Here is a 20,103-nt window from a genome sequence, read left to right as displayed (position 1 = left end):
TGGGGTTTCCATTCGGGCTAGCTTCCAATGCAGGCATCGGGATCTGGGCCCAAGGAAGTATTGCCAGTGAGCCCGAACTTGATTACGACGACAAGCCCATGTTCCTCATCGATAGCCGAACAAGACCTGGGCAATCGGGCTCGCCGGTGATCAGTTTTTTTGGCGGAGGATCGCTCGTGGACAAGACCGGAAACATGTTTGTGGGGTTGCCGCCCCAACACGAGCTGTTGGGCATCTACTCTGGGCGGATTAATAGTGAATCCGACATTGGCCGTGTCTGGAAGACCGAAGCCATCTTGGAAACTGTCCAAGGCGGCATTCGCGACCACATTGATCCGTCGTGGCCATGAGAGAGCTTTTCGCGCGAGGTGGGCGCACATCGCAAAGAGTGCCTGGACGATGGGCGGACCCGTCAATGTTGAGATCGCCGACTGCTACTAGTGTCCTGCGCCTGAAATTCTCTGGTTAAGTTGTAGAATGAGGCATGCCAAGGACCGGACGCCCGAAGACTGAGCTGATTCTGAGTGATGAGGAGCGGGAGACGTTGCTGCGCTGGTCGCGACGGGCGAAGTCCTCGCAGGCTCTGGCGTTGCGGTCACGGATCGTGCTCGGCTGCGGTGAAGGTCTGGATAACAAGGCGGTGGCCGAGCGGGCGGGCTGCTCGACGAACACGGTCAGCAAGTGGCGTGCACGCTTCCTGGAGTCTCGACTGGATGGGCTGGTCGACGAGCCGCGCCCGGGGCGCCCGCCGACGATCACGGCCGAGCGGGTCGAGGAAGTCGTTGTGGCAACGCTGGAATCGACGCCGAAGAATGCAACGCATTGGTCGAGGGCGAAGATGGCCGATCGCAGTGGCTTGTCGAAGTCCACGATCGGACGGATCTGGAAGGCGTTCGAGCTGAAACCGCACCGCGAGGACGGGTTCAAGCTCTCCAACGATCCGCAGTTCGTGGAGAAGGTCTACGACGTCATCGGCCTCTATCTGAACCCGCCCGAGGCGGCCGTTGTCTATTGCGTGGACGAGAAATCCCAAGTGCAGGCGTTAGCCCGGTCCCAGCCCGCGTTCCCGATGATGCCCGGCATGCCAGAGAAACGTACCCACGACTACGTCCGCCACGGCACGACCAGTCTGTTCGCCGCATTCAACACGATCGATGGCACCGTGATCTCCAGCCTTCACCGCCGGCACCGGGCCATCGAGTTCAAGAAGTTCCTGAACAAGATCGACACCGAGGTCCCCGACGAACTCGATGTTCACTTGGTCTGCGACAACTACGCGACCCACAAGAGCCCCACGATCGTGAAATGGCTAGAAACGCACCCTCGATTCCACATGCACTACACCCCCACCTATTCCTCCTGGATCAACCAGGTCGAACGATTCTTTGCCTACGTCACCGCTGACCTGCTGCAACGCTCGGACCACCGCAGCGTCCAGGCACTCGAGTCCGACATCCGCAACTGGGTCAAGAACTGGAACCAGGACCCGAAACCGTTCATCTGGACCAAGTCCGCGGAACAGATCCTCGACAGCCTCAAACGACTTCTACAACGAACTACCGGCGCAGGACACTAGTTGCTCTTGCGCTTCTCCTGCGCACGGCGCTCTGCCCGGTTCGCCGGGGCGGGGCCCGCAGGAGCTGTCCGCTGCCCGAACGCTCCGCGCTGGCCGCCCTGGTGCTCGGCATCCGTCGCCTTGGCGCTGGCGCCCTGGTCGAGCTGTCCGCGCTGGTTGCGCACCTCGACCTCGCCGTCCGCGTTCGGCGCGGAGTAGCTGAGCCGCTCCACGGGCGCCGCCGGGGCACCGAGCCCCTTCGCCGCGACGGTCGGCACGGCCGCGGTCGCCTCGCCACCGCCGGTGACCTCGACCTCGAGGTTGAACAGGAAGCCGACAGACTCCTCGCGGATCTGGCCCATCATGCTCTGGTACAGGGCGAAACCCTCGCGCTGGTACTCCACGAGCGGGTCGCGCTGGGCCATCGCCCGCAGGCCGATGCCGTCCTTGAGGTAGTCCATCTCGTAGAGGTGGTCGCGCCAGCGGCGGTCGATCACACTCAACACGACGCGGCGTTCGAGCTCGCGCATGGCCGGTTCGCCGAGGGCCTTGGTGCGCGCCTCGTACTGGAGCTTCGCGTCCGACAGGATCTCGTTCGCGAGGAAGTCGCGGGTGATCTTGTTGCGCGACCCGGCCTCGGTGTACAGCTCATCGATCGTGATCGAGACGGGGTAGAGCGTGCCCAACTCCGTCCAGAGGGCGTCGAGGTCCCAGTCATCCGCGTGGCCCTCCGAGGTGTGAACGTCGACGACCTCGGTGATCACGTCTTCGAGGAACTTGGCCGTGCGGTCCTGCAGGTCGTCGCCCTCGAGGATGTGGCGACGGTCTCCGTAGATCGCCTCACGCTGGCGGTTGAGCACGTCGTCGTACTTGAGCACGTTCTTGCGGATCTCGGCGTTGCGCGCCTCGACCTGGCTCTGGGCGCTGCGGATGGCGCGGCTCACGACCTTCGACTCGATCGCCAGGTCGTCCGGAACGTTGCCGCGGCCCATGAGGGATTCGGCGGCCGCCGAGTTGAAGAGGCGCATGAGGTCGTCGGTGAGCGAGAGGTAGAAGCGGCTCTCGCCCGGGTCGCCCTGGCGACCGGAGCGGCCGCGCAGCTGGTTGTCGATGCGGCGCGACTCGTGGCGCTCGGTGCCGAGCACGTAGAGTCCGCCTGCCGCCACGACCTTCTCGGCCTCTTCGCCGACGATGGCTTTGACCCGGTCGAACACGGCATCCCACTCGGACTCGTACTCGTCAGGGGTGTCGACCGGGCTGAGGCCGCGCTGGTTCATCTCGGCCACGGCGAGGAACTCAGCGTTGCCGCCGAGCATCACGTCCGTACCGCGGCCGGCCATGTTGGTGGCGACGGTGACGGAGCCCAGGCGGCCGGCCTGGGCGACGATCGCGGCCTCGCGTGCGTGGTTCTTGGCGTTCAGCACCTCGTGCTTGACGCCGCGCTTGGCGAGGAGCTTGGAGAGGTACTCGCTCTTCTCGACGCTCGTCGTGCCGACCAGAACCGGCTGGCCCTTCTCGTGGCGTCGGACGATGTCTTCGACGACCTGGCCGAACTTGGCCTCCTCGTTCTTGTAGACGAGGTCGGGCTGGTCGAGGCGCTGCATCGGGCGGTTGGTCGGGATGGCGACTACACCGAGCTTGTAGGTGCTCATAAACTCGGCGGCCTCGGTCTCGGCCGTACCGGTCATGCCGGAGAGCTTCTTGTAGAGGCGGAAGTAGTTCTGCAGGGTCACCGTGGCGAGGGTCTGGTTCTCGGCCTTGACCGCGACGCCCTCCTTGGCCTCGATGGCCTGGTGGATGCCCTCGTTGTAGCGGCGGCCCATGAGGATTCGGCCGGTGTGCTCGTCGACGATGAGCACCTCGCCGTTCATGACGACGTAGTCCTTGTCCTTCTTGAACAGGGCGGATGCCTTGATCGAGTTGTTGAGGAACGAGATGAGCGGGGTGTTCGCCGACTCGTACAGGTTGTCGATGCCGAGGTAGTCCTCGACCTTCTCGATTCCAGGTTCGAGCACGCCGACGGTGCGCTTCTTCTCGTCGACCTCGTAGTCGGCATCGGGGATGAGCCTCTTGGCGAGGTTCGCGAACTCGTTGAACCAGCGGTTGGCCTCGCCGGATGCCGGGCCGGAGATGATGAGCGGGGTGCGCGCCTCGTCGATGAGGATCGAGTCGACCTCGTCGACGATCGCGTAGTTGTGTCCGCGCTGCACCATGTCGCTCGCCTGCCACGCCATGTTGTCGCGCAGGTAGTCGAACCCGAATTCGTTGTTCGTGCCGTATGTGATGTCCGCTTCGTACTGCTCGCGGCGCTCGGCGGGGGTCTGGCCGGAGAGGATGCAGCCGGTGGTCATACCCAGAGCACGGAAGATGCGCCCCATGAGTTCCGACTGGTAGCTGGCGAGGTAGTCGTTGACGGTGATCACGTGCACACCGCGGGACGGGATGGCGTTGAGGTACGCGGCGAGCGTGGCCACGAGGGTCTTGCCCTCTCCGGTCTTCATCTCCGCGATGTTGCCCAGGTGCAGGGCAGCGCCACCCATGAGCTGCACGTCGAAGTGACGCAGGCCCAGGGTGCGGGTGGATGCCTCGCGCACGGCGGCGAAGGCCTCCGGCAGCAGGTCTTCCAGGGACTCGCCGTTCGAGTAGCGCTCGCGGAACTCGTTCGTCTCGTTCTTCAGGTCCTCGTCGCTGAGTTCCTTGAAGTCGTCCTCGAGGTGGTTCACGGCGAGCGCGTATCGCTCGAGCCTGCGAAGGGTTCGTCCTTCGCCGACGCGAAGGACCTTTTCAAGAACGTTGGCCACTGCTCACTCCAGATGCATCAAGTCGGGTCAGGTGCTGGCCGCAGTCATCTCGACCGCGCGGCGCCTGTGTCGGTGCCGGACCCGAGTTTTCGGTTCGGTCACGCCGTGCCACTCGCGCGACGCGCGTGACCAATCCGTAATCGTAGCAAGCCTAGCTTGCGCCCCGCCTGACAACCGGGCGCTTCCCGGCATCCGCACCCCCGTTAACGTGCGGTCCCGACGGGCGGCTACTCGCCACCCGCCGGGACCGGAGTCAGCCGCGCAGTTTGCGGTTGGCCGTTGCGGCCTCCTGGAACTCCTCGGCGTCGTGGTCGAGACCGATCACGCCATAGTCCCAGCCCTTGCGCCGGTAGACGACGCTCGGCCGCCCCGTTTCGGCATCGATGAACAGGTAGAAGTCGTGCCCGACGAGCTCCATGTAGTAGAGCGCGTCATCCACGGTCATCGGCACGGAGGCGAAGACCTTCTTGCGGATGACGACGGGACTCCACTCCGGCTCTACCTCCGCCACCTCCTCGACGCTCTCCACGGTGGGGATCGAACCGGTGCGCACCTTCTCCATCACGGCCGGGTCGGCCGGGCGGATGTCGGTGACGCTGAAGCCGTTCGAACTCGCCTCGCGCAGGGAAGTGGGTCGATGCTTGCCTCGATGCACCTTGTGTCGATCCTTGGCCCGGCGCAGTCGCTCGACGAGCTTGTCGATCGCGAGGTCGAAGGCCACGTACTTGTCCGGGCCGGTGGATTCTGCGCGGACCAGGGGGCCAGGTCCGATGAGGGTCAGCTCGACACGATCGTCGCCGCTCGAGCCGAGCTTCTCGTTATGCCGACTGACCTTCACCTCGAACGCGAGGGCCTTGTCGGCCAGGTGGGCGATCTTCTCGGCCTTTTCGGTTGCATACGCCCGGAATCGATCAGTGATCCCTAGGTTGCGGCCGGTGATGGAAATTTCCATGGCTCTCCCCAGTTCCTGGTTGGCGCGATGCCCGGTGGAACCAGGCGATCAATCCGCGCCTCTTTCGCCCACCGTAGACCTGTTGCACGTGCCGTGTCACTGGTTTGCCGGTGTGTGTCCTAGGAATTGCCTGACCGCTTCGGCGTATCGGCGAGAGTGGCCGCCGAGACGACCTCCGCGCCCGCCGCGCGCAGCGCACGGGCCGCCTCGGTGATGGTCGCCCCGGTGGTGAGCACGTCGTCGATGAGCACGAAACGGCGCCCGGAGAGAGGCATCGTCGCCCGCATCGATCCCGGCAGGTTGCGCGCGCGGTCCTCCCTGCCGAGGGACTTCTGCTCGGTTCTGGCGGCCGAGGGGGCGAGCACCCTCGCGGGCGGCCCGAGTCCGGTCCTGCGCACGAGCACCGCGACCGGGTCGAAGCCGCGCCGGCGGTACGAACCACGGCTGGACGGCACGGCCACGAGCTCCACCGGGCCGTGCACGGCGGCGGTGATCGCTGCGGCGAGCGGTCGAGCGAGCGCCCGAGCGACATCCGTCCTTCCCTGCTCCTTGAAGGCCAGGATTGCCCGCCGCACGAGCCCGTCGTACCGCAGCGCCGACGTCACCGTGGTGCCGTCGGCGAGACGGATGCCGCGCGGGAGCGGCTCGAGGGCGGCTCGGCAGCCGAGGCAGAGCCCGCGGTCGTCCGCACCGCAGCCCGCGCAGCTCACCGGCAGCAACACCGACCAGGCGTCGAGCGCCGCGTCGAGGAGAAACCGATTCATCGGCCAAGCGTGCCCTCAGGAGGGCCCGCCGTTGCCGGCGGGCCAGGGATTTGTGCACAACCGACGGGTCAGCGCTGGGTGGCGATGAAGTCGACCTTGACCCTGGTGTTCTGCCAGCTGCTGCCCTGATAGGCCCAGATCGTGGAGTCGCCGGCGAGCACGCGCAACCCCGTCTGGCCGTTGCCGCCCACGATGGCGGTCGCCGTGGCGGACGGCAGGCTGTCGAGCGACTGGCGCTGGCCCCCGATAGTGAACGCCTCGACGCTCGACCCCTCGCCGGTCGACACGAGGGTCGCCACGGTCAACTGGTCCACCCACGTCGCGTCGACCGCGACGCCGTCGCCGAGGGGCAGGTCGACGATGGGCGCCTTGAGGCTCAGCGGCGCCTGCTTGTCCGGGTCGCGCAGGATCGCCGAGACGATGAGCCGCGGGCCGGTGGGGGTCGAGAGCAGGATCACCACCCGGGCGCCGTCTCGCGACACCTCGAGGGACTGGATCTGCGAATCGCCCGGGAGGGCCGCCTTGACCGCGTGCGCGACGCCCGCCTGGTCGAACGCCGTGATGGCGTTGGGTTGGTTCGACGGCACGGACCAGACATAGCCGTTCTCGTCGAGCGACGGCGGCACGAGATCGTCGCGTGCGTCGATCGGCGCGGTCTGGGCCACGCCCTTGCGCAGCAGGGACACCCCTCCGGTGCCGAGCACCGCGATCGAGGCCCCGTCGGACGACAGGGTCGCCGCGCGCGTCTTGAGGGCGACGACTGCCCGGCTCAGGCTGAGGGCGGCGACCTGACCGTTGGAGTAGAACCCAAACTCGCCCTTGCGCAGCACCAGCGCCTGCGCGTCCACCTTGGTGTCGGCCTGCGGGCCGCTCGGGCCGAGGTCGTCGCTCTGCAGCGGGGTCCCCTCCACTGAGATCCTCACGCTCGAGATGTTGCCGACCGAGCGCAGGCTCTCCGAGAGCTGCACCTTCATGAGCTGGCGCTCGCGCGGACTCGCCGCCAACGCCTCCTTGGAGAGGTCGATGGTGGCGACCCCGTCCTCCGGCGTGACGATGCTGCCCGCGTCGCTGAGCTGGGTGCCCTCCGGAAAGCGCGAGAACGCCGCCCCCTTGAGCCAGGCGGGAGGGCCGGCGAGCAACGAGGTGGCGACGCCGGTCGCGGCCGTTCCGCGGGGGAACCAGCGCAGGTCGGGCACGAGGTGCTCGTTGTTCGAGTCGAGGAAGTACAGCGTCTGCTGGGTGAAGATGCGCTGGAACGTCTGGTCGGAGAGCACGATCCCGGCCGGCGCGGCGTTGATGCGCCACTGGCCGGCCTCCTTCACGAAGCCGAACTGCAGCGTCGACGGCTGGGAGGACTCGGTGTAGGCGCCGAGGGCGTCGACGGTGGCGATCGTGTTGAACGAGTACAGGATGGTGGTGTCGTTCACCGGCGCGAGCCGCGGCTGCCCGGTGCGCACCTGCACGCTCGCGCGCGGGTCCCACTTGTCCTTGAAGCTTGACGCGAGGAACTTCTTGGCCACGGCGTAGCCGCCGGTCGCCGAGGTGAACGCGGCGACGAATCCCTTGAGGATGGTCTCCTTGCTCGCCCCGATCTCCGGTCCCTCCGGGTTGAAGTCGAAGTTAGCTCCGCCGGACCCCGCGCTGAGCGACAGTCCCTGGTTCACCGGTCCATCGCCGGGGATGCCGACACAACCGCTGGCTGCGCCGACGACGGCGAGCGCGATCACGGCCGCGAGCGCGCGGCGCAAGACGGGGCGCTCAGGCATTCTCACCCCCGAGGGGGATCGAGTCGTCGGGGGGCAGGTCGAGCGGCGACGACACGATCGGCTTGCCGCGTTCGCGCGGAAGGGTGAGCCGAAAACAGGTGCCGACCCCGAACTCGGACCAGACCTCGAGCCAGCCGTCATGCAGCGCGGCGTCCTCGAGCGAAATCGCGAGCCCGAGGCCCGTGCCGCCAATGGTGCGCTGCCGGGACGGGTCGGCCCGCCAGAACCGGTCGAAGACGCGGGACACCTCCGACGGCTTCATCCCGATCCCGTAGTCCCGCACGACGAGCGCGATGGCGCTCTCGTTGCTGTCCACCATCACGACGATGGGCCGTCCCTCGCCGTGCTCGATCGCATTGCCGAGGAGATTGCGCAGCACGCGGCGGATGCGCCGGGCATCCACCTCGGCCTCGAAGTACCCGCCGGGGGCGACGAGCCGCATGGCCGATCCCCGCTCGTCGGCGAGCGGCTGCATCGTTTCCACGGCGCCCTCCACCAGCCGCACCAGGTTGGTCGGCTCGAGTTCGAGCTCGACGGCGCCCGCGTCGTAGCGGCTCACCTCGAGAAGGTCGGCGAGCAGCACCTCGAAGCGCTGCACCTGGGTGTGCAAGAGCTCTGCCGTGCGCGCGGTCGACGGCTCGAATGACTCGCGCTGGTCGTAGAGCACGTCTCCGGCGAGCCGGATCGTCGTGAGCGGGGTGCGCAGTTCGTGCGACACGTCGGAGACGAAGCGTTGCTGCAGTCGTGAGAGCTCGGCGAGCTTGGTGATCTGCTCCTGCAGGCTGTCTGCCATGCCGTTGAAGGAGCGCGCGAGGGTGGCGATCACGTCGTCTCCCTTCTCCGGAATGCGCTGCTCGAGCTGCCCGGCGGCCAGCTTCTCACTCGTTTCTGCGGCCACCCTGATCGGCCCGACCACGAGTCGAACGACGATGTAGGTGACCGCCCCGATGAGCAGGATGAGGGCGAGCCCGCCGAGAAGGAGCGTCTGCTTCACGAAGGTGAGGGTGACGGCAACCTGCGAGAGGTCGTAGACGAGGTACAGCTCGTAGCTGCCGGCCGACGGCACCGTCACGTTCGAACCCACGACGAGCCCCGGCGACCCGTCGGTGAGCGTCACCGACTGGAATTGCACGTGCTGGGGGTCGGCGACGACCCTCTTGCGCAGGGCCTCCGTGACGACATCCGGAAAGTTGGTGGAGCTCGCCGGCTGCATGATCGCCGAGGTGGTCTGCCCCGGAGTACGCAGGATCGCGAACGCCGTGCCGCCCTGGGCGGTCGTGGAGGGCAGGATCTTGTCCCGCACGGTGCCCGGGAGGCTATCCAGCTCGACCGTTGGACCCTGGTCGCCGACGGGCGTGGCCGCGTCGAAGATGCCCTGGGCGAGGTTGTGGGCGCTGCGCGCCTCATCCTGCACCTGGTTGCTGCGCGACGCGAAGAGGTTGTTGCCGATGCTCACGACGATCGACGACCCGATGATGAGCACGGCGAGGCCGGAGAGCACGACGGTAATGGTGACCGTGCGGAACTGCAGCGACGTGCGCCAGAACCGAACGAGCCGACCGAGATACGACCGCCAGTCGAGGATTTTCATGGGGAGCCGGACGAGTTAGGTGCTGGCACCCGCGCGATAGCCGACACCGCGAACGGTCATCACGATCCGCGGGTTGTCCGGATCGTCTTCGACCTTCGCGCGCAGCCGCTGCACGTGCACATTCACGAGGCGGGTGTCTGCCTTGTAGTGGTAACCCCACACCTGTTCGAGAAGCATCTCGCGCGTGAAGACCTGCTGCGGTTTGAGCGCCAGCGCAAGCAGCAGCTCGAACTCGAGCGGGGTGAGGTTGATCTTGTTGTCTCCGCGCCGCACCTCGTGGCCGGCCACGTCGAGCCGCAGGTCGCCCACCTGCAGCACGTCGGCGGTGCCGGTAGGCGTCGGGCGAAGGCGGGTGCGGATGCGCGCGACGAGTTCCTTGGGATTGAAGGGCTTGACGACGTAGTCGTCCGCCCCGCTCTCGAGACCGCGCACCACATCCGACGACTCCGACTTGGCGGTCAGCATGATGATGGGCACGCCGGATTCGGTGCGAATCTCCGCGCACACCTCGATGCCGTCCTTGCCCGGGAGCATCAGGTCGAGAAGGATCAGGTCGGGTTTGGCCGCGCGGAAGGCCTCGAAGGCAAGAGAGCCGTCGGAACAGAAGATAGGCTCGAAGCCCTCCGAACGGAGAACGATGCCGATCATTTCTGCGAGCGCGGTGTCATCGTCCACCACAAGAATTCGTGCGATCATCGTCCCGTCTTTGGATCGGAGCCCCCGGTGATTTCGGGTTTCATGAGGCTTTCGCACAAGAGTAGTCGAGTGTGAAAGCATAATTGCCGAGGGTGTGAAGCCCACTGGAGCCGACCGAGGGGAACGCGAGTGACCGACGACACGCAGTGGCAGTCGCCCGGAGACCGTCCAGGCGGCGCAAACGGAGCGGGCGCGCCCGGAATCCCGCCGATTCCGCCCGTGCCGTCACCCGCCTCCGGCTACTACACCCCGCCCGGGCAGGGGTCCGGACCGCAGCCGGCGCAGGGGCAGCCCGGCTGGACGCCGCCGCCGAAGCCGGGGCTCATCCCGCTGCGACCACTCGACCTCGGCACCATCCTCGGCGCGTCGTTCCGCGTGCTCCGGCGCAATCCGCGCCCCACTTTTGGGGCGGCCCTGCTACTTCAGGGGTCGGCGTACCTCCTCCTCTACGCGGTAATCGGCCTCGTCACGTTCCTGTCGTTCTCGCGCATCTACTCAAGCACGAGCGCCGACAACGCCACGATCGTGGCCGGGTCGGTCGCGACGATCGGTCTCGCGAGCCTCGTGCCGGTGCTGCTGTCGGCGATAGTGGGCGCGCTGGTGCAGGGAATCATCGTGCTCGAGATCTCCCGCGCCACGCTCGGCGAGAAGCAGACCTTCCGCGAACTGTACCGTCGGGCGCGCGGGCGCATCGGCGCCCTCGTCGGCTGGACCCTCATCGTGGGCGCGGTGATCCTGGTCGCATTCGTCGTGCTCGTCGGGCTCGTTGCCCTCGTCGTGGCGACGCTCGGCGTGGCCGGTATCGTGATCGGGGTGCTGCTCGGCGTCTTCGGCGGCCTCGGCTTCGTGGTGGCCGCCGCCTGGTTCACCACCAAACTCAGCCTCGTGCCGAGCGTGCTCATGATCGAACGCCTCGGCATCCGGCAGGCGGTAGCCCGCTCCTGGAACCTCACGCGTGGCTCGTTCTGGCGGGTGTTCGGCATCCAGCTGCTGGTGAGTGTGATCATCAGCGTGATCTCGCAGGTCGTCTCGGCGCCGCTCAGCTTCATCGCGCCGATCGTGGTCGGCCTCCTGGACCCGAACGGCCAGCGGGGCGCGGTCACGGGGGTCGTCAGGGTCGGCCTGTTGGTGGTGACGGTGATCGTGACCGTCGTGTTCCTCGCGATCAGCACCGTGGTGCAGACGGCGACGATCGCGCTGCTCTACGTCGACCTGCGGATGCGCCGCGAGGGGCTGGACCTGGAACTCGTGCGCTTCGTCGAGGCCAGGCAGTCCGGCGACACCGGTGTCGCCGACCCGTACCTGCCGAGGGAGACCGGCGTGCCCGTGCCGGCGGCGGACGATTCGCCCTGGGCATGAACCTGCAGTTCAACGTTCCGGTCGACCCGGATGCCGCCCAGGCCCAGCAGTGGATCATTGCCGAACTCGCCAAGACCCAGTACCGCGCGGCGCAGCCCACCTGGTTCGACCGGGTGTCCGCCGCGTTCTGGGACTGGTTGAAGTCGCTCACCGCCGGGGTGGGCGGCTCGTTCCAGGGACCCATCCTCGCGGTCGCGGCCCTCGTGGTGCTCGCCGTCGTCGTGGTCGCCTTTCTCATCTTCGGCGTGCCGCGGCTGGGGCGCCGCAGCGCGGTCACCGGCGCCCTCTTCGGCGTAGGCGACGAACGCGATGCCGCGGCGATGCGGCGCGCGGCGAACCAGGCGGCGGCAGTGGACGACTGGGCGCTTGCGATCGAGGAGATGTTCCGCTCGATCGCGCGGGGCCTCGCCGAGCGCACCATCCTCACAACCTCGCCGGGCACCACCGCCCGGGAGTTCTCCGCTCGGGCGGGAGCCCTCTTCCCGTCGCTCTCCGCGGCACTCGCCTCCACGGCCGCCGTGTTCGACGAGGTGCGTTACCTCGACGGGCTCGGCACGGAGGCGGCCTACCGCCGCGCCGCCGAGCTCGAGGCCGAGCTGCGGTCCATCCGGTCCCCCCTGGCGACCGCGGGCGGCGGCGGATGACCGCGACACCAATGACGGCGGCACCGACCACGCCGACGATTCGTCGGGCCACCCGGCGGTCGTTGTTCTGGATTCTCGCCGCGGCCTTCCTCGTGCTGGTCGCGATCCTCGGGATCGCCCTCACCGGGTCGGCCCTCTCCCGGGGCACCGAGTTCTCGGCCACGAATCCCGGGCCGATCGGCAGCATGGCCGTCGCCGAGGTGCTGCGGCAGCAGGGGGTGGACGTGCGGGTGGCCGGCTCGTTCGGCTCGGCAAAGTCCGCCATCGTCGCCCAGCCGGACTCCACCCTGTTCCTCTACGACTCGGGCGACTTCCTCGACGAAGCGCACCTCACCGAGATCACCGGCCTCGCCCGGGATGTCGTGGTGCTCACCCCGGGGTTCGCCCAGTTGAGGGCGGTGGCCCCCGAGGTCGCCCAGGCCGGAACAGTGAACCGGAAGGTGCTGCGCAGCGACTGCACACTGCCCGCGGTGGCGAAGGCGGACTCGGTAAACGGGGCGGGCCGCGGCTACCGGGTGACCGGGAAGGACACGGTGGCCACACGCTGCCTGGGCAGCGGGTCGCGGGCCTTCTCCCTCATCCGTCTCGAGCGCGGCCCCCACACGATCACCGTGCTCGGCACGACGGACGCCCTGTCGAACGAGCACGTCGCTGAGCGCGGCAACGCCGCCCTCGCGCTCAACCTGCTCGGCGCCAACCAGCGGCTCGTCTGGTACCTGCCGACGATCGACGACAGCGCGGCCGCCGGCGCCCCGAGCATCGCCGAGCTCACCCCGGTCTGGGTCAGTTCGGTGATGGCGCTGCTCGTGATCGTGGCGATCGTCGCCGCGTTCTGGCGCGGCCGCCGGATGGGGCCGCTGGTGGTCGAGAACCTTCCGGTGACCGTGCGCGCGAGCGAGACGATGGAGGGGCGGGCCCGGCTCTACCAGCGCGGCGGGGCGCGGCTGCGCGCCCTCGATTCGCTGCGGGTCGGCACGATCGCCCGCGTCGCCGCCCAGTGCGGGCTGCCGCGCCTCGCGCCCGTGGACGAGGTGATCGCCGCGGCATGCGCCGTCACCGGCGCCGACCCGAGGCAGCTGCGCTCGCTGCTGCTCGACGAGACCCCCCGCACCGACCGCGAACTCGTGCGACTGTCCGACCGGCTCCTCGAACTCGAGCGCTCGGTCGCCCGCTCGATTCGCCCCGCCTGACCGACCATGGAGAATGAACGCATGACTGACACCGCCCAAGGATCGCCGGAAGCCCCGGCAGCGCACGAGCCACGCCCGCAGTTCCCGTCCGCCGTGCGCGACCAGTTCGCCCGCGTGCGCACCGAGGTGGGCAAGGCCGTCGTCGGCCAGGACGGAGCGGTCACCGGGCTCATCATCGCCCTGCTGGCCGGCGGCCACGTGCTGCTCGAGGGAGTGCCAGGGGTCGCCAAGACCCTGCTCGTGCGCACACTGAGCCGCGCGCTGCGGCTCGACACCAAGCGCGTGCAGTTCACCCCGGACCTCATGCCCGGCGACGTGACCGGCTCCCTCGTCTACGACGCCAAGCTCGGCGAATTCGACTTCCGGGCAGGTCCGGTGTTCACCAACATCCTGCTCGCCGACGAGATCAACCGCACTCCCCCGAAGACCCAGGCCGCCCTGCTCGAGGCGATGGAGGAGCGCCAGGTGAGTGTGGACGGCGACACCCGCCTGCTCCCGGTGCCGTTCATCGTCGCCGCCACCCAGAACCCGATCGAGCACGAGGGCACGTACACGCTGCCCGAGGCGCAGCTCGACCGCTTCCTGCTCAAGCTCGTTCTCGACATCCCGGAGCGGGCGGATGAGGTGGAGGTGCTCACCAGGAGCGCCGCCGGCTTCAACCCGCGCAACCTCGAGGCCGCCGGAGTGAACGCCGTGCTCGACGCCGCGGGTCTCGCCGCTGCGCAGGCCGAGGTCGCCCTCGTCGGCTCGAGCCCCGACGTGATCGCCTACGTCGTGGACCTCGCCCGCGCCACCCGGCAGAGCCCGTCGGTGAAGCTCGGGGTGAGCCCGCGCGGAACGACGGCCCTGCTCTCGGCCGCGAAGGCGTGGGCCTGGCTGAACGGCTCGACGGCGATCACGCCCGATCACGTGCAGGCGATGCTTCTGCCGGTCTGGCGGCACCGGGTGCAGCTCCGGCCGGAGGCAGAGCTCGAGGGCGTGTCGTCCGACTCGATCCTCCGCTCGATCATGCAACAGGTGCAGGTGCCGATCTAGCCATGGCGGTCTCCGGTCGTTTCGTGCTGCTCGTCGCGCTCGGCGTCGTGCCGATCGTGCTGCTCGACGACCCGGTATGGCTGCTCGGCTGGCTCGCCGTCGTCGCGCTCGTGGGGACCGGGGACCTCATCCTCGCCGGCTCGCCCCGGACCCTCGTGCTCCACCGCGACCTGCCGGAGCGCGTGCGTCTCGGCGAGAGTGTCGCCTCGACCCTGTACCTGGCCAACGCCGGCCGGCGGCGGGTTCGCGGGATCGTGCGCGACGGCTGGCAGCCGTCGGCCGGGGCAAGCCCCAGCCGCGCGCGGCTGGACCTGCCACCCGGGGAGCGGCGAGCGATCGTGACGACCCTCACCCCGTTCCGCCGCGGCGAACGCAGGGCCGCGCAGGTGACGGTGCGGTCGTTCGGACCGCTCGGCCTGCTGGCCCGCCAGGCCACCCTGGAACTCGCCGGCGCCATCCGCGTGCTCCCGCCCTTCAACTCACGCAAGCACCTTCCGTCGCGGCTCGCGCGGCTGAGGGAGCTCGACGGCAAGACGAGTGTGATGATCCGGGGCCAGGGCACCGAGTTCGACAGCCTGCGCGAATACGTGCGCGGGGACGACGTGCGATCGATCGACTGGCGGGCGACCGCGCGGCGCACCGATCCGTCAACCGGCGCCGGGCCGCAACTCGTCGTGCGCACGTGGCGCCCCGAGCGCGATCGTCGGGTGGTGATCGTGATCGACAGCGGCCGCACCTCCGCCGCCCGCATCGCCAACGAGCCGCGCATCGACACGGCATTCGAGTCGTCGCTGCTGCTCGGCGCCCTCGCGACGCGGGCCGGCGACCGCGTCGACCTCGTGGTCTACGACCGCCGGGTGCGCGGACGGGTGCAGGGAGCGACCGGGGCCGAACTGCTGTCCCGCATGGTGAACGTGATGGCGCCGATCGACCCGCAGCTCATCGAGATGGACTGGTCGGCGGTGCCCGGGCTGGTCGCGTCGATCACGAGCCATCGCGCGCTCGTCGTGATCATGACCTCGATCGAGGCGGCCGGGGCATCCCAGGGCCTGCTCGCCGTGCTCCCGCAGCTCACCCGCAAACACATGGTCGTGGTGTCGTCGGTGGTCGACCCGACGATCGCCGAGGCGACCCGCGAGCGTTCGAACCGGGACGAGGTCTACCGCGCGGCGGCAGCGGAGCGTTCGGCGCTCGACTCGACCAGGATCGCGGCCGCCATCCGGCAGCTGGGGGCGGATGTCGTGACCGGCACCCCGGCGGATCTCCCGCCGGGCCTCGCCGACCGCTACATCGCGCTCAAGGCCGCCGGGCGGCTGTAGGCTTCCCCGCGCCTCTGCGCCCCGCCCCGCCCCGGGAAGACTCCCGTTGTGCAGGACACGTCGCGCAGGACACGTCGTGCAGGACGGGCCCTGCAGGCGGCGTACTGCATAACCGGAGTCTGCTGCAGCCTGCCGCCCCGGGAGACTCCAGTCGTGCAGGACAGGTCGTGCAGGACACGGATGTTCAAGTCAAGGATGTGCAGGACAGGACAGCTTCTGCGGGACAGGAGAGGTTCTGCAGGAAGGCCAGCGCAGAACGCGTCCTGCAGAACGCGTCCTGCACAACTGGAGTCTGCCGGAGTAGTGCCGTCCCTCTGTCGCGATTGGGGCCCGTCGCCCGGGAACAGTCCCGACGACGGGCCCCACCACGAGCCCGAGAGCGCCGAAGGACCCGAGAGACCCGCGAGACCCGAAAGGCCCCGCGGGCCCTACTCGGCGACCCCGACGAACTCCGGGCTCGAGTCGGAAACCGAGAGCGCCGTGCGCAGCGCGTCGCCGAGGCCGGCATCCACGTTGGTCCAGTACTGGATGGCGCGTTCCCGGATCTCCGCGGACTGGACGCCGCCGACGGCACCGGTGATGGTGTCGAGGAAGCGGTCCTTCGCCGTGTCGTCGAACACGTCCCGGTACAGCGTGCCGGCCTGCCCGAAGTCGCTGTCCTCGGAGTGCAGGGTGGCCGCCGAGCGCACGAGGTCCCCGTCGCTCTCCCAGCTTCCCTCGGCGGCGGCCGCGGCATCCGCCACCGCACCACCGAACGAGTTCGGCGCATAGACGGGAGACGCGGCCGGCTTGAAGCCGTGACGCCCCGCGCCGTCCTGCGTGTAGCTGTTCACGGGCGCGATCGGGGCGTTGACCGGGATCTCGTTGTAGTTGGTGCCGACCCGGTAGCGCTGGGCGTCCGGGTAGGAGAACACGCGCGCCAGCAGCATCTTGTCCGGGCTCACCGCGATGCCGGGCACCGTGTTCGCCGGGGAGAACGCCGCCTGCTCGATCTGCGCGAAGAAGTTCTCCGGGTTGCGGTCGAGCGTGTGCGTGCCCACCTTGATGAGCGGGTAGTCCGCCTTCGGCCACACCTTGGTGAGGTCGAACGGGTTGAAGCGGTAGGACTTCGCGTCCTCGTACGGCATCACCTGCACGTGGACATCCCAGGACGGGAAGTCGCCGGACTCGATCGCGTCGTGCAGGTCGCGGCGGTAGTAGTCGGCGTCGGCGCCGGCGATGAGCTCGGCCTCCGCGCCGCCGATCTCGACGTTGCCCTGGTTGGAGGTGAAGTGGTACTTCACCCAGAAGCGCGCGCCTTCGGCATTGATCCACTGGTAGGTGTGCGAGCCGAAGCCGGGCATTTCGCGCCAGGAACGCGGCAGGCCACGGTCCCCCATGAGGTAGGTGACCTGGTGGGCGGACTCCGGCGACAGCGTCCAGAAGTCCCACTGCATGTCTGGATCGCGCAGCCCGGATCCCGGGAGACGCTTCTGCGAGTGGATGAAGTCCGGAAACTTGATGCCGTCGCGGATGAAGAACACCGGCGTGTTGTTTCCGACGATGTCGTAGTTGCCCTCGGTGGTATAAAACTTCACCGAGAAACCGCGCACATCGCGCCAGGTGTCCGGGCTGCCCTGCTCGCCGGCGACGCTCGAGAAACGCTGCAGCGTCTCGGTGGTGGTGCCCGGCTGGAAGACGGCGGCGCGGGTGAAGCGTGACACGTCCTCGGTCACCTCGAAGGTGCCGAACGCCCCGCCACCCTTGGCGTGCACGATCCGCTCCGGGATGCGCTCGCGGTTGAACTGCGCGAGCTTCTCGACGAGGTACCGGTCGTGCAGCACCGCAGCGCCGTCGGCCCCGACGGTGAGCGAATGCTCGTCGCTCGCTACCGGGGTTCCGGTCTGGGATGTGGTGGGTTCCGTCACGATGTCTCCTTCATTTCTTGCGGTCGTTGGCGTGCTGGCAGGGGGCGCAGAGGCCCCAGAAAGTCACTTCGGCGGTGGTGATGATGTACCCGCTCGGGTCGTTCGGTGCGAGGCACGGTGCCGAGCCGTGCACGCAGTCGACGTCGGCGACCGCCCCGCAGCCGGTGCAGACGATGTGGTGGTGGTTGTCACCGATGCGGCGTTCGTACAGCGCCGGGGAGCGTGCGGGCTCGATGCGCCGCACGAGGCCGGCGGCCGTGAGGTCGGCCAGCACGTTGTGCACAGACTGCACAGACATGTCCGGGCGCTCGGAACGCACCGCGTGGCAGAGCGTCTCGGCGTCGGAGTGCGGCAACCGCTCGAGCGCCGCGAGAACCGCGAGCCGACCGGGGGTGACGCGGAGCCCCTGCCCGTGCAGCTGGGATTCGATGGGCGCGGTCACTCGCTCCACTCTGCCACTTATCGTGAACGATTCATAATTGGCGGGGCACACGCGACCCCGGTGGGGATACTGCTAGCCCGCCACGATCTGGCGGGCTCCCGCCTCGAACTCGCCCAGATCGCCCGTCTCGCCCGCCCGGTGCGCGCGCCGCCCGATCACCCACTGGTAGAAGAGAAACGCGCCGAGGGCGACCGAGCCGATCCCGATCTTGATCACCCACGGCCAGTCCTGGCGCGTGACGAACCCCTCGATGATCCCTGAGACCAGGAGGGAGAGGATGAGACCGATCACGACCGTGAACAGGGCTCGACCCTCCTCGGCCAGGGCCCTGGCCCGCGTGCGGGCGCCCGGCGCGATCCACGCCCAGAAGATGGCCATGCCCGCCGCCCCCGCGGTGAAGATCGAGTAGAGCTCGAGCTGGCCGTGCGGTGCGATGTAGAGGAAGAAGATGTCGAGCCGGCCGTGGGACGCCATGAGCGCAGCGGAGAGTCCGATCTGCTGCGCATTCTGTAGCATGAGGAAAGGCGCCCAGACCCCGAAAATCCCATACGCGATGCACTGCGCGGCAAGCCAGGCGTTGTTGGTCCAGACCTGGCCGGTGAACGACGACGGCGAGTGGTTGGAGTAGTAGTCGACAAAGTCCTGCTCCACGAACTGCTTGCGGAACTCCTCCGTGCCGAAGTTCGCGATCACCCCGGGCGTGTTGAGCGCCCACAGGGCGTACAGCGTGGCGACGAGTGCGGTCGCGAAGGCGACGGCGACGCAGAGCCAGCGGATGCGGAAGAGCGCTGCGGGCAACTGGGCGGCGAAGAACTGGGGCACCCGGCTCACCACATTGCGGCCGGCGCCGGTGAAGCGCAGGCGCGCGCGGGAGAGCCCGACGGAGAGCCGGTCGCCCTGAATCGTCTGGCCGGCCGTGGTCTTGATCGCCGAGAGCTGGCTCGACCCGGACTGGTAGCGCTCGATCAGCTGGTCGGCTTCGGCGCCGGTGAAGCGGCGCTTCTTGCCGAGCCGGGCAAGCTCGTCCCACTCATCGCGGTGGGCGGCGGAATAGGCGTCAAGATCCATCTGCTTAAATACTAGACATGGCATACGAGCCCCGCTCCGCTTTTGTCGCATCTTCCGCGCCGACGACGCCGGAGGACGATGCCGAGCTCATGACCGGCGAGGCGGTCGCGCTCGATCTACGGCCGACCAGTTTCGTGCTGAGGGCCGCCGGAGCGCTCATCGATTTCGCGGTCTACCTGGGCACCTGGCTGCTCATCATCCTCGCCCTCTCCTCCCCCCTGTTCGACAGCATCCTCGACGAGGCGAGCGGGGCCGCGGCCGCCGTCGCCGCCCTCGTGTTCTGCCTCATCGTGCTGCCGACGGCGGTAGAGACGGCGACGCAGGGCAAGTCCCTCGGCCGGCTCGCGATCGGCGCCAGGATCGTGCGGGACGACGGGGGCTCGATCGCCTTTCGGCACGCCTTCATCCGCGCGCTCACCGGCGTGCTCGAGATCTTCTTCACCCTCGGCGGCATCGCCGCGACGGTGGCCATGCTCAACGGTCGGTCGAAGCGGCTCGGCGACCTGCTCGCCGGCACCTACAGCCAGAACGAGCGGGTCTCCGGCCCCACCCCGGCGGTATTCGGCATGCCGGTGGAGCTCCTCGAGTGGTCGAAGACCGCGGATGTGGCGCGTCTGCCGGACGGACTGGCGCGGCGGATCACCCAGTTCCTCGGCCAGGCCGCCCGCCTGTCGCCCGAGGCGCGGGCGAGGCTGGCCCGCGACCTCGCCAACGAGGCGTCGGCCTTCGTCTCGCCGCTGCCACGGGTGCACCCCGAGCTGTTCCTCGCCGGCGCCTCGGTGATCCGCCGCGAGCGCGAATTCCGCGCGCTGCAGCTCGAACGCGAGCGCCTCGAGCACCTCACCCCGGTGCTCCGTACGCTCCCGCACGACTTCCCCGACCGCTGAGACCGCCCCGCCTGCGCTGCCCCTGCCCCTGCCCCTGCCCCTGCCCCTGCCCCTGCCATCCGAAATCCGAAATCCGAAATCCGAAATCCATGCAATCCTTGGCCGGCCCCGGCGTGTCGGTGACGAC

Annotated in this window: 17 protein-coding genes; 8 read left to right on the top strand and 9 right to left on the bottom strand. The window is 68.5% G+C overall.

What is annotated here, in order from left to right:
- Both VIM54_RS08390 and VIM54_RS08385 read left to right on the top strand, forming a co-directional pair.
- On the top strand, positions 1-350 hold a 350-nt coding region (locus VIM54_RS08390), incomplete at its 5' end, for a hypothetical protein (protein ID WP_331900454.1).
- A gap of 134 nt (positions 351-484) precedes the next feature.
- Positions 485-1,576 carry an IS630 family transposase gene (locus VIM54_RS08385; protein ID WP_331900452.1) on the top strand — a complete coding sequence of 364 codons (1,092 nt, stop codon included), beginning with the start codon at positions 485-487 and terminating at the stop codon, positions 1,574-1,576.
- On the opposite strand, the gene secA is transcribed toward VIM54_RS08385, so the two are convergent.
- From secA to mtrA, 6 genes are all read right to left on the bottom strand, one after another.
- Positions 1,573-4,356, bottom strand: a complete 2,784-nt coding sequence (secA, locus tag VIM54_RS08380; RefSeq protein ID WP_331900450.1) for a preprotein translocase subunit SecA — start codon at positions 4,354-4,356, stop codon at positions 1,573-1,575. The genes VIM54_RS08385 and secA overlap by 4 nt on opposite strands.
- Before the next feature lie 253 nt (positions 4,357-4,609).
- On the bottom strand, positions 4,610-5,308 hold the full coding sequence (gene hpf / locus VIM54_RS08375; protein ID WP_331900448.1) for a ribosome hibernation-promoting factor, HPF/YfiA family: 699 nt from the start codon (positions 5,306-5,308) through the stop codon (positions 4,610-4,612).
- A gap of 119 nt (positions 5,309-5,427) precedes the next feature.
- Complete coding sequence (locus VIM54_RS08370) at positions 5,428-6,072, bottom strand: ComF family protein (RefSeq protein ID WP_331900446.1); 645 nt, start codon at positions 6,070-6,072, stop codon at positions 5,428-5,430.
- Between the two features lie 68 nt (positions 6,073-6,140).
- Positions 6,141-7,838: an LpqB family beta-propeller domain-containing protein gene (locus VIM54_RS08365; RefSeq protein WP_331900445.1), complete on the bottom strand. Its 1,698-nt coding sequence runs from the start codon at positions 7,836-7,838 to the stop codon at positions 6,141-6,143.
- Positions 7,831-9,429: an MtrAB system histidine kinase MtrB gene (gene mtrB, locus VIM54_RS08360; protein ID WP_331900444.1), complete on the bottom strand. Its 1,599-nt coding sequence runs from the start codon at positions 9,427-9,429 to the stop codon at positions 7,831-7,833. Before mtrB ends, VIM54_RS08365 begins: the two co-directional genes overlap by 8 nt.
- A 15-nt stretch (positions 9,430-9,444) precedes the next feature.
- Entirely contained in the window at positions 9,445-10,125 is a 681-nt protein-coding gene (gene mtrA / locus VIM54_RS08355) for an MtrAB system response regulator MtrA (RefSeq protein WP_331900443.1), read from the bottom strand.
- Between the two features lie 129 nt (positions 10,126-10,254).
- Here mtrA and VIM54_RS08350 point away from each other — a divergent pair, with 129 nt between their 5' ends.
- The 5 genes from VIM54_RS08350 to VIM54_RS08330 are packed head-to-tail and all read left to right on the top strand — an operon-like array spanning position 10,255 to position 15,672.
- A complete protein-coding gene (locus tag VIM54_RS08350) occupies positions 10,255-11,484 on the top strand; it encodes a hypothetical protein (RefSeq protein WP_331900442.1) in 1,230 nt (409 codons plus the stop codon).
- On the top strand, positions 11,481-12,128 hold the full coding sequence (locus VIM54_RS08345) for a DUF4129 domain-containing protein (protein ID WP_331900441.1): 648 nt from the start codon (positions 11,481-11,483) through the stop codon (positions 12,126-12,128). The genes VIM54_RS08350 and VIM54_RS08345 overlap by 4 nt, the downstream gene beginning before the upstream one ends.
- Positions 12,125-13,318: a DUF4350 domain-containing protein gene (locus VIM54_RS08340; RefSeq protein WP_331900440.1), complete on the top strand. Its 1,194-nt coding sequence runs from the start codon at positions 12,125-12,127 to the stop codon at positions 13,316-13,318. Before VIM54_RS08345 ends, VIM54_RS08340 begins: the two co-directional genes overlap by 4 nt.
- A 21-nt stretch (positions 13,319-13,339) precedes the next feature.
- Entirely contained in the window at positions 13,340-14,353 is a 1,014-nt protein-coding gene (locus tag VIM54_RS08335; RefSeq protein WP_331900438.1) for a MoxR family ATPase, read from the top strand.
- A gap of 2 nt (positions 14,354-14,355) precedes the next feature.
- Positions 14,356-15,672, top strand: coding sequence for a DUF58 domain-containing protein (locus VIM54_RS08330; RefSeq protein ID WP_331900436.1), 1,317 nt, complete (start codon positions 14,356-14,358; stop codon positions 15,670-15,672).
- Between the two features lie 428 nt (positions 15,673-16,100).
- On the opposite strand, the gene VIM54_RS08325 is transcribed toward VIM54_RS08330, so the two are convergent.
- From VIM54_RS08325 to VIM54_RS08315, 3 genes are all read right to left on the bottom strand, one after another.
- Complete coding sequence (locus VIM54_RS08325; RefSeq protein WP_331900456.1) at positions 16,101-17,582, bottom strand: catalase; 1,482 nt, start codon at positions 17,580-17,582, stop codon at positions 16,101-16,103.
- A 7-nt stretch (positions 17,583-17,589) separates the two neighbouring features.
- Positions 17,590-18,021, bottom strand: a complete 432-nt coding sequence (locus VIM54_RS08320) for a Fur family transcriptional regulator (protein WP_331900434.1) — start codon at positions 18,019-18,021, stop codon at positions 17,590-17,592.
- Positions 18,022-18,093: 72 nt separating this feature from the next.
- A complete protein-coding gene (locus tag VIM54_RS08315) occupies positions 18,094-19,089 on the bottom strand; it encodes a stage II sporulation protein M (RefSeq protein ID WP_331900433.1) in 996 nt (331 codons plus the stop codon).
- A 17-nt stretch (positions 19,090-19,106) separates the two neighbouring features.
- Between VIM54_RS08315 and VIM54_RS08310 the strand changes: the two genes are divergently transcribed.
- On the top strand, positions 19,107-19,976 hold the full coding sequence (locus tag VIM54_RS08310) for an RDD family protein (protein ID WP_331900432.1): 870 nt from the start codon (positions 19,107-19,109) through the stop codon (positions 19,974-19,976).
- Positions 19,977-20,103 lie beyond the last annotated feature (127 nt).

This window comes from Lacisediminihabitans sp., from assembly GCF_036569425.1.
Classification (GTDB): Bacteria; Actinomycetota; Actinomycetes; order Actinomycetales; family Microbacteriaceae; genus Lacisediminihabitans.
This window is presented reverse-complemented; position numbering and strand designations above follow the sequence as displayed.